The 14,883-nt window shown below is 68.8% G+C and carries 16 protein-coding genes and 1 pseudogene; 4 read left to right on the forward strand and 13 right to left on the reverse strand.

Going from position 1 to position 14,883, the window contains the following annotated elements; translation table 11 throughout:
- Positions 1 to 45: 45 nt before the first annotated feature.
- The 7 genes from OG407_RS49335 to OG407_RS49365 form a co-directional block, all read right to left on the reverse strand.
- Positions 46 to 504: a pyridoxamine 5'-phosphate oxidase family protein gene (locus OG407_RS49335; RefSeq protein WP_405867988.1), complete on the reverse strand. Its 459-nt coding sequence runs from the start codon at positions 502 to 504 to the stop codon at positions 46 to 48.
- Positions 501 to 1,034 (reverse strand): DinB family protein, encoded by a 534-nt coding sequence (locus tag OG407_RS49340; protein WP_405867990.1) that lies wholly within the window; start codon positions 1,032 to 1,034, stop codon positions 501 to 503. The genes OG407_RS49335 and OG407_RS49340 overlap by 4 nt, the downstream gene beginning before the upstream one ends.
- Positions 1,035 to 1,038: 4 nt before the next feature.
- Positions 1,039 to 2,124 carry a flavin monoamine oxidase family protein gene (locus tag OG407_RS49345; protein WP_405867992.1) on the reverse strand — a complete coding sequence of 362 codons (1,086 nt, stop codon included), beginning with the start codon at positions 2,122 to 2,124 and terminating at the stop codon, positions 1,039 to 1,041.
- The gene (locus tag OG407_RS49350; protein ID WP_405868976.1) at positions 2,124 to 2,897 is read right to left on the reverse strand and encodes an SDR family NAD(P)-dependent oxidoreductase; all 774 of its coding nucleotides are present in this window, start codon (positions 2,895 to 2,897) and stop codon (positions 2,124 to 2,126) included. Before OG407_RS49350 ends, OG407_RS49345 begins: the two co-directional genes overlap by 1 nt.
- A 62-nt stretch (positions 2,898 to 2,959) precedes the next feature.
- On the reverse strand, positions 2,960 to 3,523 hold the full coding sequence (locus OG407_RS49355; RefSeq protein ID WP_405867994.1) for a TetR/AcrR family transcriptional regulator: 564 nt from the start codon (positions 3,521 to 3,523) through the stop codon (positions 2,960 to 2,962).
- 496 nt (positions 3,524 to 4,019) lie between these two features.
- Positions 4,020 to 4,568 carry a GNAT family N-acetyltransferase gene (locus tag OG407_RS49360; RefSeq protein WP_405867996.1) on the reverse strand — a complete coding sequence of 183 codons (549 nt, stop codon included), beginning with the start codon at positions 4,566 to 4,568 and terminating at the stop codon, positions 4,020 to 4,022.
- A 267-nt stretch (positions 4,569 to 4,835) separates the two neighbouring features.
- A complete protein-coding gene (locus OG407_RS49365) occupies positions 4,836 to 6,398 on the reverse strand; it encodes an MFS transporter (RefSeq protein WP_405867998.1) in 1,563 nt (520 codons plus the stop codon).
- A gap of 537 nt (positions 6,399 to 6,935) precedes the next feature.
- Here OG407_RS49365 and OG407_RS49370 point away from each other — a divergent pair.
- The 3 genes from OG407_RS49370 (at position 6,936) to OG407_RS49380 (ending at position 8,153) form a co-directional block, all read left to right on the forward strand.
- On the forward strand, positions 6,936 to 7,502 hold the full coding sequence (locus OG407_RS49370) for a winged helix-turn-helix transcriptional regulator (RefSeq protein ID WP_405868000.1): 567 nt from the start codon (positions 6,936 to 6,938) through the stop codon (positions 7,500 to 7,502).
- 296 nt (positions 7,503 to 7,798) lie between these two features.
- Positions 7,799 to 8,050 carry a hypothetical protein gene (locus tag OG407_RS49375; RefSeq protein WP_405868002.1) on the forward strand — a complete coding sequence of 84 codons (252 nt, stop codon included), beginning with the start codon at positions 7,799 to 7,801 and terminating at the stop codon, positions 8,048 to 8,050.
- Positions 8,028 to 8,153, forward strand: coding sequence for a transposase (locus tag OG407_RS49380; RefSeq protein WP_405868004.1), 126 nt, complete (start codon positions 8,028 to 8,030; stop codon positions 8,151 to 8,153). The genes OG407_RS49375 and OG407_RS49380 overlap by 23 nt, the downstream gene beginning before the upstream one ends.
- Before the next feature lie 222 nt (positions 8,154 to 8,375).
- Here OG407_RS49380 and OG407_RS49385 read toward each other — a convergent pair.
- Both OG407_RS49385 and OG407_RS49390 read right to left on the reverse strand, forming a co-directional pair.
- Positions 8,376 to 8,913, reverse strand: a pseudogene (locus OG407_RS49385) (transposase); the annotation flags it as partial.
- Positions 8,914 to 9,014: 101 nt separating this feature from the next.
- On the reverse strand, positions 9,015 to 9,767 hold the full coding sequence (locus tag OG407_RS49390) for an SDR family NAD(P)-dependent oxidoreductase (RefSeq protein WP_405868006.1): 753 nt from the start codon (positions 9,765 to 9,767) through the stop codon (positions 9,015 to 9,017).
- 145 nt (positions 9,768 to 9,912) lie between these two features.
- Here OG407_RS49390 and OG407_RS49395 point away from each other — a divergent pair, with 145 nt between their 5' ends.
- A complete protein-coding gene (locus OG407_RS49395) occupies positions 9,913 to 10,503 on the forward strand; it encodes a TetR/AcrR family transcriptional regulator (RefSeq protein WP_405868008.1) in 591 nt (196 codons plus the stop codon).
- Between the two features lie 382 nt (positions 10,504 to 10,885).
- Here OG407_RS49395 and OG407_RS49400 read toward each other — a convergent pair whose 3' ends face one another.
- The 4 genes from OG407_RS49400 to OG407_RS49415 all read right to left on the reverse strand — a co-directional run bounded on the left by OG407_RS49400 (position 10,886) and on the right by OG407_RS49415 (position 14,594).
- Positions 10,886 to 11,524, reverse strand: coding sequence for an SDR family NAD(P)-dependent oxidoreductase (locus OG407_RS49400; protein WP_405868010.1), 639 nt, complete (start codon positions 11,522 to 11,524; stop codon positions 10,886 to 10,888).
- A 55-nt stretch (positions 11,525 to 11,579) separates the two neighbouring features.
- The gene (locus tag OG407_RS49405) at positions 11,580 to 12,446 is read right to left on the reverse strand and encodes an oxidoreductase (RefSeq protein ID WP_405868012.1); all 867 of its coding nucleotides are present in this window, start codon (positions 12,444 to 12,446) and stop codon (positions 11,580 to 11,582) included.
- Between the two features lie 252 nt (positions 12,447 to 12,698).
- Positions 12,699 to 13,904 (reverse strand): alpha/beta hydrolase family protein, encoded by a 1,206-nt coding sequence (locus OG407_RS49410; protein WP_405868014.1) that lies wholly within the window; start codon positions 13,902 to 13,904, stop codon positions 12,699 to 12,701.
- A gap of 111 nt (positions 13,905 to 14,015) precedes the next feature.
- Positions 14,016 to 14,594 (reverse strand): TetR/AcrR family transcriptional regulator, encoded by a 579-nt coding sequence (locus OG407_RS49415; protein WP_405868016.1) that lies wholly within the window; start codon positions 14,592 to 14,594, stop codon positions 14,016 to 14,018.
- Between the last annotated feature and the right edge of the window lie 289 nt (positions 14,595 to 14,883).

Raw genomic sequence — 14,883 nt, forward strand, 5'->3', positions numbered from 1 at the left:
GCTCTCGTCGTTCTTGCGATGCCGGTCCGTTGACGGTCCGGCTGGTCAGCGTCGCATGTCCAGGAGGTGGGCGTGGTGGATGTGGAGTGTGATGCGGACCATGGGACGGTCGGCGAGGCGGTCCAGGAAGCGGGCGGCCTCGTCGGGGCCGAGGTGGCGGTGGGCGGACTGGACGTACTCGGGGACCAGACCGGGGGTGGGGGTGAGCGTGACCTTGCCGCGGAGTTGGAGGCCCTGGTAGGGGTACTGGTCGGAGTCGATGCTCACCGCTACCGTGTCGCCGTCGCGCAGGGCTTTGAGTTTGGCGCTGACCGGGAAGGTGGCCAGGACCAGGTGCTCGCCGTCCCAGTGCGACCAGACCGGAATCACCCGGGGAGTGCCGTCCGCACCGTGGTATGCCAGGCGGGCGGGGATGCGCGAGTGGAGCAGGGCCTGGGCCACCGGGGAGCGGACGGTCGCCCGCCACGCCTCGGGGTCGGGAGGACTGGTCGTGGTGGCGGTCATGAAGGCTCCGCGATCATCAGGTAGCCGTCGACGCGGGTGACCAGGTCAGAGCCGGGGTCTTCCGGCAGGGAGTGGCCCAGGTCGCGGGAGCGGACCTCGCTGATCCACTGGTCGTGCTGGTACTCGTGGTTGATCACGGTGGTCATCAGATGCCGTGCCACGACGTCGAGCTGGGCTGGAGCGCCGACCCGTCCCGCGGCGATGTCGGCCATGCGGGCGTGGACGCGTTCGGCGACCGCGGCGCGGAAGTCCGCGAGGCGGTGCACGACGGGCAGGCCGCCGCGGTCGCGTTCGGGGGTGGCGGAGTCCATCAGGGCGTCCAGGGCCGGATCGGGGCTGGGCTCGGCGGCGGTGAGGTTGCGAACCATGAAGTGGGCGACGTGGGCTTGGTGGCCCAGGTGCCAGCCGATGGCGCTGAAGTCCTGGTGCGGACGCCACAGCACCTCTTCGGGCCGCAGGTCCCGCCAGAGCCGGTCGGTGTGAGCGCGGGCGCGGTCGTACTCGGTCAGCAGGTCGGGCAGGTCGAACACGGGGTCACCTGGTTTCTTTCGGTTTGGCTGCTTGGTCGAGGATCGCGGTCACCGCGCGCTCGGCCGCGGCCAGCGCGCCTTCGACATGGCCCGCGTAGTGGGGTGCGGTCTCGGTGGAGGCCCAGTGCAGGCGTCCGTCCAGGGCCGACTGCTGGTAGAGCGGGTGGCCGAAGCGCGAGTAGTCGCTCAGGCCGCGCCCGCCCGCTGGCGTGGTCCAAGGCTCGGTGCTCCAGTCCTGGACCATCACCCGGACCGGGTCGGCGGCCTGCGGCCCGAAGAGCCGGACGAGCTGGGCTAGGGCGCGTTCGGCCCAGTCGGGCTGCCGGTCGTGCAGGCCGAAGCCGAACAGAGCGGCCGGGGAGCCGTCAGGGCCTGACATGTCGTGCAGTTCCTGCAACGGTCCGACCCGGCTGATCGCGGCCCCGGCCAGTCCCTGCGCGCGCCAGAACGGCTCGCGGTACTGGGCGACGAACTTGGTGACCGCGCCCATCCACACCGGCGTGCTCCGGGTCAGGGCATCCAACGGGGCGGGCAGGGCCGGGGTGAACGTGATCCGGTCGGCCGCCAGCGCCGGGGGCAGCGCGACAACGACCTGGCGGGCCCGGACCAGGTCCGCTCCGAGGCCGATCGACAGCACCGATCCGCTCTCCATACCGATGGAGGTGACCGGCGAGGCGAGGCGCAGCGCGGAGGCGGGCAGCGCCGAGGCCAGGGCCTCGGCCAGCGCCGCCGCGCCGCCCGGGTAACGGTGGGCCGGGGTGCCGATCGGGTTGCCGCCCATCCGCTGCACCGCGCCGCGGTCCTCGAACAGTGCCTCACCTGCGGTGTGCTGCGGGAACGGGACACGGCCCAGCCGGCGCATCAGGTCGGTGACTCGCTGCTCTCCGGGCCAGAACCAGGTCGCTCCCAGATCCAGCCCGTCGGCGTCGGATCCGGCATCGGCGGACAGCAGCCGTCCGCCGACCCGCTCCCGCGCCTCCAGTACCCGGACGTCTACACCCGCCTCGGCGAGGGCGGTGGCGGCCGACAGCCCGGCGATGCCGGCGCCGACCACCACGACCTCAGCCTCGACACCGTGCTCGCGCACCATCAGTTGCGGCCGGCCATGACGCCGCCGTCCACGTCCCAGATCGCGCCGGTGACCCAGCTGGCCTCGCCGGACAGCAGGAACGCGGCGGTGGCGGCGATGTCCTCGGGGGTGCCGACCCTGCCGATGGGGTGCAGGTCGTCGAATCCGTCGATGGCGGCGTCAACCTGGTCCTTGGGGATGAACGCCTCGTAGATCGGGGTACGCACCACGGCGGGCGCGATGGCGTTGACCCGGATGCCGTGCGGGGCCAGCTCCATCGCGAGGTGCTGGGTCAGCGAGTGGAGCCCGGCCTTGGCCATCGAGTAGGCGGAGGAGGGGGTCGCGGCGATGGCCTGGTGCGCCCACATCGAGCCGACGTTGACCACGGCGCCGGCGGTCTGCCGCTCGACCATGGCGGCGGTGACAGTCTGGGTGAGGAAGAAGGTGGCCCGGTTGATCGCCTGGTAGCGGTCGTAGTCCGCCTCGGTGTGGTCCAGGAACGCCTTGGGGGCAAACACCCCGGCCGCATTGACCAGCAACGATGCGTCAGCGTGCTCGGTGGCGAGGGCCTTGCGGAGCGCGGCGTGGTCGTCCGGGTCGGTGATGTCGGCGGCGATGCCGCTGATCGGCCCCAGCGGGGAGATCTCGGCCACCGCGTCGTCGATGCGGTCCTGGCTGCGGCCGACGACCACGGCGCTGCCGCCGTCCCGCACGATGCGGTGGGCGATGGCCAGGCCCATGCCGCTGGTGCCGCCGATGACGATGAGCTTGTGACCGGTGAAGACGGACACGATGAATCTCCCTATTAGTTGGTAGGTAATGGCGCAGCGCCAGCCGCGTGCTGCCCGCCCGCGGATCAGGTCCTGAGTCCTTCGATAGCCGAGGCCGCCACCGCATCGAACAGCGACGGGTCGTCCAGCGCCCGCGCGGTGAACACCGCACCCTGGAGCAGCGCCAGGAATCCCTGCCCCGCGCGCCGGGGATCAGCGGCCGCTGAGAGTTCACCCGCGGCCGCGCCCTGCTCGATCTGTCGCGTCAGCCAGTCGAAGTTCGCGGCGAAGAACCCGGCCACCGCCCCCCGGACCTCGACGGGAACCGCCTCGGACTCGGCAGCCAGCGTCCCGCACAGGCACGCAAGACCCTCCGACAGCCCCTCGCGATACAGCCCCGCGTAGAACTCCAGCAGCTCGACCGCCCCCGCCCCGCTCTTCTCGGCGGCCCAGAGTCGACTCAGGAACGCGGCGGTGTAGGCGATCACCATCTCCAGACCGAGATCGGCCTTGGTCGGGAAGTGGTGGTGGATGCTCGGCTTGCGAATCTCCACCGCCCCCGCCAGATCGGCATAGCTGAACCCCGTATAACCGCGACGCCGCACGATGCGGGTCGCTTCATTCAGGAGGCGGGTGCGAGTGCTGCTCATGACCACAACCTACCTATTGGAAGGTAGGACAGCAAATGGGCCATCCCGTGCTCAGTCGGGACTTCCGCCACGGATTCCTTCCGTGCCCCTTCGGGGTCTGTCCAGGGAGTGGCTGAAAACGCCTTGGCGGACGAGTCGGCCCGGGCGGCTTCGGGTGGTATTCACGGAAGCCTCGTCAGTGGATAGACCGAGGAGTTCGTGCAGTTCACGGGCTCGGAAGGGCTGACTGAGGTGGTCGTTGAAGTGGGCCACGAGGCGCTGGTAGGTGTCCGGCGCCTGCGCTGGTTGCGGGTTTGTCGTCGGGTGCGGTGATGCCCTCGACGACCTTGCGGGCACTCCGCAGGTTGTCGAGGCGTGCCCGGGCCCGAGCCAGCGCTGCCGTGAGGTCGTCGATCGGTTGTTGCAGGTCCTCGGCGTGCGCGGTGGCGGGACATAATTCGCACTTGAGTCATCGTGGCGTTCACGCTGAGCGTGCTGCTCCATGGTCGGTTCCCGCTTACGGGCAAGGGCCATCGACCAGACCGGCCTCCCGGCTGCAGTCCCACCTGTACGCAAGGTCGCCTTCGTTCGTGAGGACGCGGTGATGGGGTGCGATGGTGCTGATGAATCTCCGGGCCTGGTCGTTGTGTGGCTGCACGGTGGCGGTAAACGTGCGTATGCCGCGCTGCACGGCCAGAGCGCGCAGATCGCAGATTAGGCGCTGGGCGATGCCCTGGTGCTGCCAGTCGTCGGCCACAAGGATCGACACTTCTGCTTCCTGCGATTCTTCGCAGGCTACGGCGTAGCGGGCGACGGCGATGATGGCATTGCTGTCGAGCACTACGAGGGCTTCTCTTCGGTGGTGGTCGACGTTGAGGAGATGGTCGAGGAAGGGGTCGGACAGTTCCTTCACGCCGCCGTGGAAGCGCAGGAGGCGGGTGCGGGCGGAGAGTCGTGGACAGAGGTCCCGCAGGCGTTCGCGATCAGCGAGGCCGTCCAGGGGGCGCAGGACCAGTCCTTCTCGGGTCGTTGGCAGGGGTGTTCCCGTTCTCGGCTCTCCGGTCATCGTGGCGCCACCTCGATGGGGTTGGGACATTGTCGGCGGATGGCTGGGCTCCTTGTGGCCGAGCAGGGTGGCCGCCGTGGCCCTGGCCCTTGGGTAGCCTGCGGGTCAGCGACGCGCTTCGGCAGGGGGCGACCCTACGGGCGGGGATGGCAGCGGCTGCGCCCCCACCATCGTGCTGGTGAAGGCGAAAGCCCGGAAATCCTCCTGCCCCACTTGCTCGAATAGTTGAAGGACGGTGTTGAACAGCAGTTGGATGGCGTCCGTTTTCTAGTCGGTACTTCGTACTGTGATGGCGGGGGGCGTTGCGGCGTGCGGGAGTGAACCGCCGGTTGGGGTCCGGTCGGTACCGGTCTGCTGGGCAGCGGGCCGTTGCCGCACGAGCAGCACGGTCGGGACGGCTGTAGCGATCAGGACGATGGCGGCGATCAGGATGCCGGTGTGTTGGGCGTCGGTGAAGGCATGGGCCAGTGCTCCTGTGATCCGAGAGGCGAGGCCGGGGGGCGGTGTGCCGGCCGGGGTGCCGTTGGAGGCAGCCTTGCGGATGCTGTCGGCGATCGGGCCGGGCACCGCGGCGTTATGGAGCCGGTGGGCGAGGTTGGCGTCCAGGCGGGTCGTCAGGACGGTGCCCAGGATGCTGGTGCCAAGGACGCTGCCGAGTTGGCGGAACATGTTGACGGTGGCGCTGGCCATACCTGTCTGCGCCTGGGAGACGCTGATCATCGCGGCGGCGGTGCTGGGGGCGGCCAGCAGGCCGGAGCCCACGCCGAGGACGATCATGCCGGGCCAGATCTCGTTGTAGCTTCCGGCCGGTCCCTCGATCAGCAGCAGGAGCGCGCCCGTGCCGGCGATGAGCAGGCCCGCTGTGAGGGTGGTCTTGAACCCGGCGCGGCGCAGGATTCGTCCGGCTACCGCGCTGACGGCGATGTAGCTCACGAATAGTGGTAGCAGGCGCCATCCTGTGTCGAGGGCGGACAGGGACCGGACCTTCTCGAAGTAGAGGACCATGAGCAGTGCTACCCCGGTGAAGGCGAACATCATGGCGGTGGCCACTGCCATCACGGCGCTGAAGGAGGCAGATCGGAAGAGTCGCAGGTCCAGCATCGGGTCGTGGTGCCGGGACTCGGCCCTCAGGAAGGCAGCGAGTACTGCGAGGAAGGCGGCGAAGGCCCAGGTCACGCGGGCACTGGTGTAGCCGGCGCTGCCGCTCTCGATCACTGCGTAGGTGAGCAGGGCGATGGCTGCCGTGGCGAGGACCAGGCCGAGAGGGTCCAGAGTGCGGCCGGGATGGCGAGACTCAGTCACCAGGATCGGTGTCAAGGTCGCCACGCCCAGGGCGATGCCGACGTTGAGCAGGTAGACGCTGTGCCAGGAGAAGTGCAGCAGCAGTACGCCTGACAGCAGGGGTGCCACGGCCAGGCCGATGCCGGAGCAGGCGGCCCAGATGCTGACGGCCTCGGTCCGCTCGTGCGGGTCGCGGAAGGCGTGGGTGACCAGCGCCAGGCTGTTGGGCAGCACCAGCGCACCACCGATGCCCATGATTGCCTGGCCTGTGATCAGTACACCGAGGGTGCCGGCCAGGAAGGCCAACAGACTGCCCGCGCCGATCAGCAGGACGCCGATGAGGAACACCTTGCGGCGGCCGAAGACGTCCCCGAAGGTGCCCGCTGACAGGACGAGGCTCGCGACCATCAGGGTGTAGGTGCTGCTCACCCAGATCAGCGACGTGGTGGATACGTGCAGATCGGCCTGGACCAGCGCGAGTACCGAGATCGTGGCTGTGATGTTGAAGAACGTCATCATCATGCCGAGGCAGGCCACGGTCAGGCTCAACCACCTGTTGCTGCCGCCGCTGTCCGTAGGCCGGGGCGGTCCTTGCGGGCTGGATGCCGCTGGGGGAGGGGTGGGTACGAGGGGCATGGGGGCGCTTTCGGACTGGGGCGGATGGGAGGGACGCGGGCGTCATCCCGGGAGTCGGTCCTTGGAACCGGACAGGGAACGAGAGGCCTGCACCTGGTGTGGCGCGTGTCTGCGCGCCGTGCGCGCAGGCTGCTCCCGCTTGCGGACGGGTCGTGCTCGGCGCAGCGTCACCCGCGTCGCGTAAGCGGGGCGATGAGGACGAAGCTGCGTGGTCGGGCTGCTGCTTCGGGGGCCGTCCGTGTCGATGCCTCGGCGCGGAGGGCGTTGCCGCAGGCGGTGCGGAGCAGCCGGTGCTGGCTAGGCCCCGGCGATTGGGGTGCACCGGATACGGGGTTCGGCCGGGCGTCGGTGGCCGCCAGGTGGCGGAGGACACCCGCCCGCTTGAGTCTTTTTCATGGACTCAGCCTCGCGGCTGTTGCTGAGTCTGTCAAGAAGACTTAACCTGGTTCCATGCTTCAGGGAAAGGCCAGTGCGACAGCACGCGACGCCGACAAGATGTTGACCTGGCAGGCCGGGACCGATGGGTCCCGGGGTGACGCGGGCCCGCCGGTCTACTCGATGGAGAACTGCAGCGTCGCCCGCACGATGGAGATCCTCGGCGAGAAATGGACGCTCCTGGTCCTCAGGGACGCCTTCCGGGGAATCCGCCGGTTCGAGGACTTCATCGCCCAAACTGGAATCCCCCGCCAGGTCCTGTCCAACCGGCTCTCCACCCTCACCTCACGAGGGATCCTGAGCAAGGAGACCTACCGGGAGCCCGGAGTGCGGCCCCGCGCCGAGTACGTCCTGACCGCCAAAGGCCTGGATGTCTATCCCATCCTGGTGGCCATCAGGCAGTGGGGCGACCACTACGAGGCCGACCCCGAAGGACCACCGCTCGTCATGGAGCACCGCGGCTGCGGAGCTCAGGTGTCAGCGCAGCTCCACTGCGCAGCCGGACATTCCGTAGCATCGGCTGGCGAGGTGAGCCACCGGCCGGGGCCAGGCGCCCGTCCCGTGAACCACCCGCCCGGGTGACCGGCCGCGCTGTCGAATAGAGCCAAGAATGTCACGGGTGAAACTTTCCAGCCCCGAGTGTGCTCGATCGCCGACGCTGTGAAAGCCCTGGGTGATCACTGGTCACTACTGGTCGTGCGCGAATAGCTACGGTGTGCATCTGTTCAACGAGATCCGCCGCAACGCCGGCGCAGCCGCCGGCATCCTCGAATCTGAGCACGAAGGGCCCGGTCGTCCTGCTGACCGCTTATCAGGTGCCGGCATCGATACGTCGCAGCGGGACCAATCGGATCGGAACGTGGCTGAAGAACCGCAGGGTGAAGAACGCTGCAACCCTCGCCGAGACCATCGTCGAGGCGGGCAAGTCCCAGGACACCGCACTTCCTGGTGAGACGTTCGTGGCTGCCATGGTGACCCGGATCGCCGAACTCGACACGCTCATCGAGGCCCGCTTCCACGAGCACCGTCACGCCGCGGTGATCCGCAGTCTGCCCGGCATGGGTGCCTTTCTCGGCGCCGAGTGTCATCGCCGCCACCGGCGGAGACATGGACGCTTTCGGCACGGCTGACCGCCTGGCTTCCTTCGCCGGCCTATCGCCCGTGCCACGGGACTCCGGCCGCGTCAGCGGGAACATACGCCGTCCGCGCCGCTATCGCCGCGGCCTACTCTGAGCCTTCCAGCTGTCCGCCATGGCCAGCCTGAGAACCTGCGTTGCCTCGCAGGCCTACTACGGACGTAAGCGGAACGAGGGGAAGGGGCACAAACAGGCCTTGCTCGCTCTGGCCCGTCGACGAGCCAACGTCTTGTGGGCAATGATCCGCGACGGAGCGCGTCGCGAGGTACTACCAACCGTCACGACAGCAGCTTGACGTCGTCATTGGGAAGTTCTTTATCTACCAAGATCTTCCGGGTTTGCCGATCGCTGCGAGGGTCTCGGGGCGTTTGACGGTTTTGCCGACGTCGTAGCGGGTGGCGGGTCGTCGGTTCTTCGAGCCGAGAGGGCGCCCGGGCCCGGCTCCGATTGGTTGAGGAACATGAGCCGGGCAGAGCAGGTGCACCCGGATGTTCCTGAACCCGCGGCGGACCCGGGCTGAGGTAAGGCGTTCGGGCGCGTCGCCGGCTTCTCCCGAGGTCGGCGGAGTCCCGCGGCGAGGGGGCGGGTGCGGCGGAGCTGGGGGGTGGGCGATGACCAGGAGCCAGGTCCGGCGGTCCGCCGCCTCGGGTGTACGGACTTTCGGAGTGGTCCAGCCGAGCGTCTGCTTTCCGAAGCGGAAGGTGTGCTCCAAGTCGAATCTCCTGAGGGAACACCTGTCATCGCTGGTCCACGTCTACCGGGGTGGCGCAGCTCTTTGAGGGCCACAGCCACACCGGCGGGACCTGTCGTCCCCTTGGGAGGTGCTCGACCTTCAAGCGCACCAGGGTGCCTTCGACAAAAGTCGGATGTCGCTGCCCATGGCACTGTTTCTTTCGACGGTTCACGGTGTCGTCGGCCTCGCTGCGGGGCGGGGCGGGCGGAACCTTCTGACTACTGGTTAGACCTGGATCTGTCCGCCGTCGACGAAGTGCTCGGCGCCGGTGATGAAGGAGCTCTCGGGACCTGCCAGGAAGGCGGCCAGTGCGGCGACCTCTTCGGGGCGGCCCATGCGTCGCAGTGGGAGGGTCGAGGCCAGCGCACCGTGGAAGTCCTCGGTGCTATGGCCGAGCCGGTCGGCCAAGCGGGCGATCGCGGGGGTGGCGATGGGGCCGGGCGTGATGACGTTGACACGCACGCCGCGCGGGGCCAGTTCCGCCGCCCAGGTCCGGCCCAGGCTGCGCACGGCGGCCTTGGACGCGGCATAGACGCCCATCCTGTCGGCGCCCTGGTGGATGGTGGAGGACGCCAGCAGGATCACCGACGCGGTCTCCGAGAGCAGGGGCAGGGACTTCTGCACGGTCAGCAGGCTGCCCTTGGTGTTCACGCCGAAGACGTAGTCGAACTGCTCCTCGGTGACTTGTGAGAGAAGTGATCCGTCGCCCAGGCCGGCATTGGCAACCACGGTGTCCAGGCGCCGCCCGTCGCCACGGATGACGTCCATGACGCGGTCCAGGTCGGCGGCACGGGATACATCGGAGGGCACGGGCACCGCGTTGGGTCCGATCTCCTTCGCCGCGGCTTCCAGCTCCTCCTGGCGCCGGCCGGTGATGTAGACGCGGGCGCCGTCGTCGGCGAAGCGTTTGGCGATCGCCTGTCCGATGCCGCTGGAGGCGCCGGTGACCAGGGCTGTCTTACCGCTCATGGGGCTCATTGCTCTCGTCCTTCCGAGATGACTGTGTCGCTTGCGCTGCTTGTGGCCGCACCGACGAGGGGGCAGGCGGCCAATTTTCTTGACTACCTGGTCCATAACCTATCCCTTTCTGGACGAGGCGGTCAAGAATCGCTACCGTAGAACCATGGGACGATCCCGAAGCTTTGATGAGGGCCAGGTCCTGGCCGCCGCCAAGGACCGGTTCTGGGCGACCGGATACGCGGCAGCGCGAGTGGACGACATCGCGGCGGCCACCGGTCTGGGCAAGGGCAGCCTCTACGGCGCCTTCGGCGACAAGCACAAGTTGTTCCTGCGCATCTTCGACGAGTACTGCGCCGGTCTGATAGAAGCCGTGCGCCGACATCTCGACGGCCCCGACGCAGGCGCGTACGAACGGCTGCAAGCGCACGTCCTGATAGTGGCCGACGCCACCGCCTCGGACGTCGGCCTCCGTGGCTGCCTCCTCGCCAAGGGCACCGCCGAGCTGTCCGGGCAGGATGAGGCGGTCGCCGCGACGGCCCGGCGCACGTTCGCGGCCATCGAGGAACTGCTCTCCTCCTGCATCGCCGCGGCACAGCGGGCAGGCGACATCAAACAGGACGCCGACCCCACCCGCCTCGCTGGCCTCCTGCTGGCCGTGCTCCGCGGGATCGAGGCCCTCGGTAAGGGCGGCAGCAGCCCCGACGCGCTGCGCGCGATCGCCGAAACAGCCCTGGCCCTCCTGCCCCGGCCGTAGCCAGCCCCGGTAGCTACTGGGCTTCCGGACGGCCGCCCAGCAGCATCGGAACTTGGCCGCAACAGGGGGTTCTGCGAACACTGATCTGGGCGCATCGGTCACCTCGGCTGGTGTGCGCAATCGGGGTCGCAGGCGAGCCCCGGAGTGCAGTTGGCCGATCTCGTGGCGTGCGCGCTGCACGGTCGCTCAAACGACTGGGACTCCCGCCCGGACGCTCAGGCGCGTGATAGCCCGAGCTTGCCCTTTCAGCAACCTGCTCGCTTTACCACGCGGGTGGCCGGTCGTGGACGCCTCGCACTATCGGACCAGGGTCTCGGGCAGGAGCGCGCTGGCTCCGCCGTCGACCGGGATGATGGCCCGTTGATGTAGTCGGTTTTGCGGCTCAGCAGGAAGCCGGTGAGGTGGGCAACGTTGTCCCGGGTGCACAGGCGCGGACTGGGATAGGCGTGCTGCAGGGCGTCCAGGACTGTCTGGCCGGCGAGGTGTTTGTTGCGCGGGACGAGGACGAAGCCGAGTTCGACGAGGCTGGTCCGCAGTCCTTGGGGCCCCATTCCACAGCGAGGGAGAGGGTGAGTCCGCGCAGGGCGGCTTTGGCGGTGGTGTACGCGGCCATGCCGGGTTCGCCGGAACCTCCGTGGATGGATCCGACCAGTACACAGGCCGCAGGCCCGGTCCGGTGCTGCTGCAGCAGGAGGGCGGCCTTGAGGGCCGAGGTGGCACCGGCGACGACCTGCTGCATGTCATCGGTGCCAAGTTGGTCGAGTGGCACGCGGTGGTCGGCCAATACGCTGCGGACCAGCGCCTGCACGTATCCGGTGTCGGCGGCGATGCCGAACACCTTCTCCAGGACTTCGGGGTGAGAGGCGTCGGCCCGCACGGCGGTGACGTTCCCGCCCTGAAGGGCCGCAACGCCTTCGCCTCGGGCGACAGCGATTACGTGGCGTCCGTGGACGGCCTGCTCGGCGGTCGCGGCACGGCCGATGCCGCCGGAGGCGCCGAGGACGACAACGACTTGCTTCATGGTTCTCTCGTTCTCTCCCGGGGGGTGCGTCCAAGGGGAGCATCCCTCCGGTCGGTCACTTGCCGATGGCGTCCAGCTCCGCGATCGCGTCCGCGGGCAGGACGAGGTCGGCCGCGGCGATGTTCGCGCGCAGGTGGGTCAGGGAGGACGTGCCGGGGATCAGGACCATGGAGGGCGAGCGCTGCAGCAGCCAGGCCAGGGCGACCTGCTGATGCGAGGCGCCCAGTCGCTCGGCGACGTCGGCGAGGGTCGTGGACTGCAGCGGGGTGAAGCCGCCGAGCGGGAAGAACGCGGCGTAGGCGATGTTCTCGGCCGCGCACCGGTCCACCAGGGCGTCATCAGCGCGGTTGGCGAGGTTGTAGAGATTCTGCACGGTCACGACGGGGGCGATGGCCTGGGCCTCGGTGAGCTGGGCGTCGGAGACGCCGCTCAGACCGAGGTGGCGGATCAGGCCCTGCTGGCGCAGCTCGGCAAGTGCCCCGAACTGCTCGGCGATCGAGTCGCTGCTGCCAGCTTCGAGCGCTGCGGTGCGCAGGTTGACCACGTCCAGGGCCTCCAGGCCCAGGTGCTGGAGGTTCTCGTGGACCTGTGCCTTGAGGTCGGCGGGGTCCAGGGAGGGGATCCAGCCGCCCTTGTCGTCGCGGCGGGCGCCGACCTTGGTCACGATGTGGAGGCCGGCGGCGTAGGGGTGCAGGGCCTCCTTGATCAGTTCGTTGACGACGGCGGGGCCGTAGAAGTCACTGGTGTCGATGTGGGTCAGGCCGAGGTCGACCGTCTCGCGCAGTACGGCGATCGCCTGGCCGCGGTCCTTCGGCGGTCCGAAGACCCCGGGACCCGCGAGCTGCATGGCGCCGTATCCCACGCGAGTGACGGTGAGGTCGTCGGCGAGGGTGAGGGTCTGGAGCTTCGCGCTGGTTGTCACGGAGGGATGTCCTTTCGGGATCTTCCAGGACCGCGGTCCGACCAGCGGATCGCGGAGCACCGCGCCACGCTCCTGGAAACAGTCCGGAGCATCACTGCGCCGTGGCCCCCGCGTATGCCAGGCAGCGCAGGCGCTTGAGCCGTCGTCGGGACGACGGAACCCTTGCACGCCGGGGCACCATGCCCTGACCTGCATGGTTTTCGATCCGCTCGGATGCGTGGCGGCTGGCGGGCATCGGACCGGGCTGCCTGTTCAGGCTGCAGCGAGTGTGTCGTCGAGCCAGTCGAACATGACCTGGTGGGCCCGGGTCATGGCGCCGACGTGGACGTGCTCTCCCGCGCCTTCGGCGCCAGTCAGGGTCACCAGTGTGGTGGCGGCGTTGACCAACGCGTTCTGCGCTGCCTGCGGCTGGCCCTTGAGGAAGTGGTCGTCCTCGGCGTCCATGATCAGGGTGGGTGCCTGGACGCGGTCGGCGATGCCTTCGAGGGTGTAGGCCCGGGTCTTGCGGATGAGGTCGGGGTAGGACTCGGCGCCCATCGCCCATGCGCCGTTGCGCAGTCCCCAGCGTGCGCCGACGTCGTTCGCCGTGAGCAGCCGCACGAAGGGGCTGACGCGGTCGTCACGGCCCTGTTCGATCCATCTCTCGAGGAAGCCGGGGAGGGCGTTCGAGAAGGGGGCGTAGAAGTCGTAGATGCCGTCGTCGAGGATGAGTGCCGCGACGCGGTGGTCGAAGGCGGCGGCCCGCGCGACCAGGTACCCGCCAAGGCTGTAGCCGAAGAGCGTGATGGTGTCGGCGTCGATCTCCTTGCGGGTGAGGGCGTAGTCGATGACGGGGGTCACGACGGCCTCCCAGTCCGGGCGGAAGACGAGGTGCTGTTCGCGCAGTGCGGCGCCCTGGCCCGGGCCGTCGAAGGCCAGGACGTTGTAGCCCCGGCGCAGGGCCGCGGCCGCGATCGCGAAGTAGGACTCCTCAAGTGTGGAGTCGTAGCCGCTGTTGTAGACCACCGTCGGACGCGGGCGGCCGGAGTCGTCGACCAGGAAGAGGTAGCCCGGCAGTGTAGTGGTCTCGTAGGGGATCGACAGCTCTTCGACGGGCGTGTCCAGCAGGGCGGCCGCGGAGGCGAACGTCTCGCGTGCCAGCCTGGACAGCAGGGCGACTTCGGGGTCGGTGGCCGGGTGCTCGCGTTGGAAGAACTCCGCGGTGCGGTAGTAGTTCGAGGCGCGGAGCAGGGCTTCGCGGGCGCTGACCCGGTGGCCCGCGGCCAGGGCGTCCTCGCCGAGGGCGTGAACGCGCTCGGCCGTAGCCTTCCAGGCCCGCAGCCAGCTGTGTTCGTCCTTGTTGCGGATGCCCTGGGTGGTGGCGATCACCTCTCCGAGTTCGGCCCCGCCGTAGGCGCCGTATCCGGCGGTGCGCAGGGTCTCGAAGGAGAAGGACTCGTCGCGGAACAGGAATTTCATGTCTCCCCTTTCCAAGGGGTGTGAAGACGTGGTCCGGCGGGGGGCCGGCGCTTGCCGCCGATGAGGAGGCAGGCTCCGACAGCGGTAAAGACGGACCGGGATTGCGCGTTGTCAGCGTTCGGGCACCAGGCGCTTGACCGCGCGCAGCAGGACAGGCCGCAGTTCATCGTCCGTGAACTGGGGCAGGGCTGAGAGCGCGTCACCGAGCGCGGGAACGGCGTAGACGGCCAGGCGCTGGTCGCCGGTCGGCGCGTCACCGTAGAGGACGTGAACGACACGCTCCAACAGGCTCTCAAGGGTGTGGTCCTCCTGGAGCTGCCCGCTCATGACGGGGTCGCTGGCCAGGAAGCCCATGACCGCGCGCTGACTGATCATGACCTCGACGAAGCCGCGGGCCATCGCGTCGATCTTCTGCCGGCGGGTCCGCAGTCGGGAGGCGGCGTCGACTACCGCGGTCATCGTCTCGTGGACGGGATCGCAGGCGCACTGCAGTAGTTGGATCTTGCTGGGGAAGTGGTACGACACGGCCGCCTTGGTCAGGCCGACCTCGTTGGCGATGTCCTGGAAGGAGGTCGCGTTGTACCCGCGCTGGGCGAACAGCCGCAGAGCTGCCTCCAGAATGCTGGCCCTGGTCTGGCGGGCCTGCTCTGCACGGGTTGCCGGTCTCGGTTGTGACTTCGACGTGGCCATCGGGTTCCTCCTTGCCCGAGCATGCCACCTCAGCGCCCTGTCCGGCAAGTGATTCGCTATACGACCGTCCAGCCAACCACTGTACGGACGTCCAGTGATTGGCTTGACGATTGCCCAGCGAAAGCGGACAGTGGTTCACAGAGTCGATCCCCAGCACGCAGGGGTGCAGTACTTCCTGGTCTGTTGCCCAGGCCGACTGGTGCCCCAAGCCCGCACGGGCAGCAGCAGGGACGGCTGGTCGGCCGCGCGGCCCGTTGCCCGAAGACGTCACCGTCAGTGGCAGTCGACC

It is taken from the genome of Streptomyces sp. NBC_01515 (genome assembly GCF_045040345.1).
Lineage (GTDB): Bacteria > Actinomycetota > Actinomycetes > Streptomycetales > Streptomycetaceae > Streptomyces.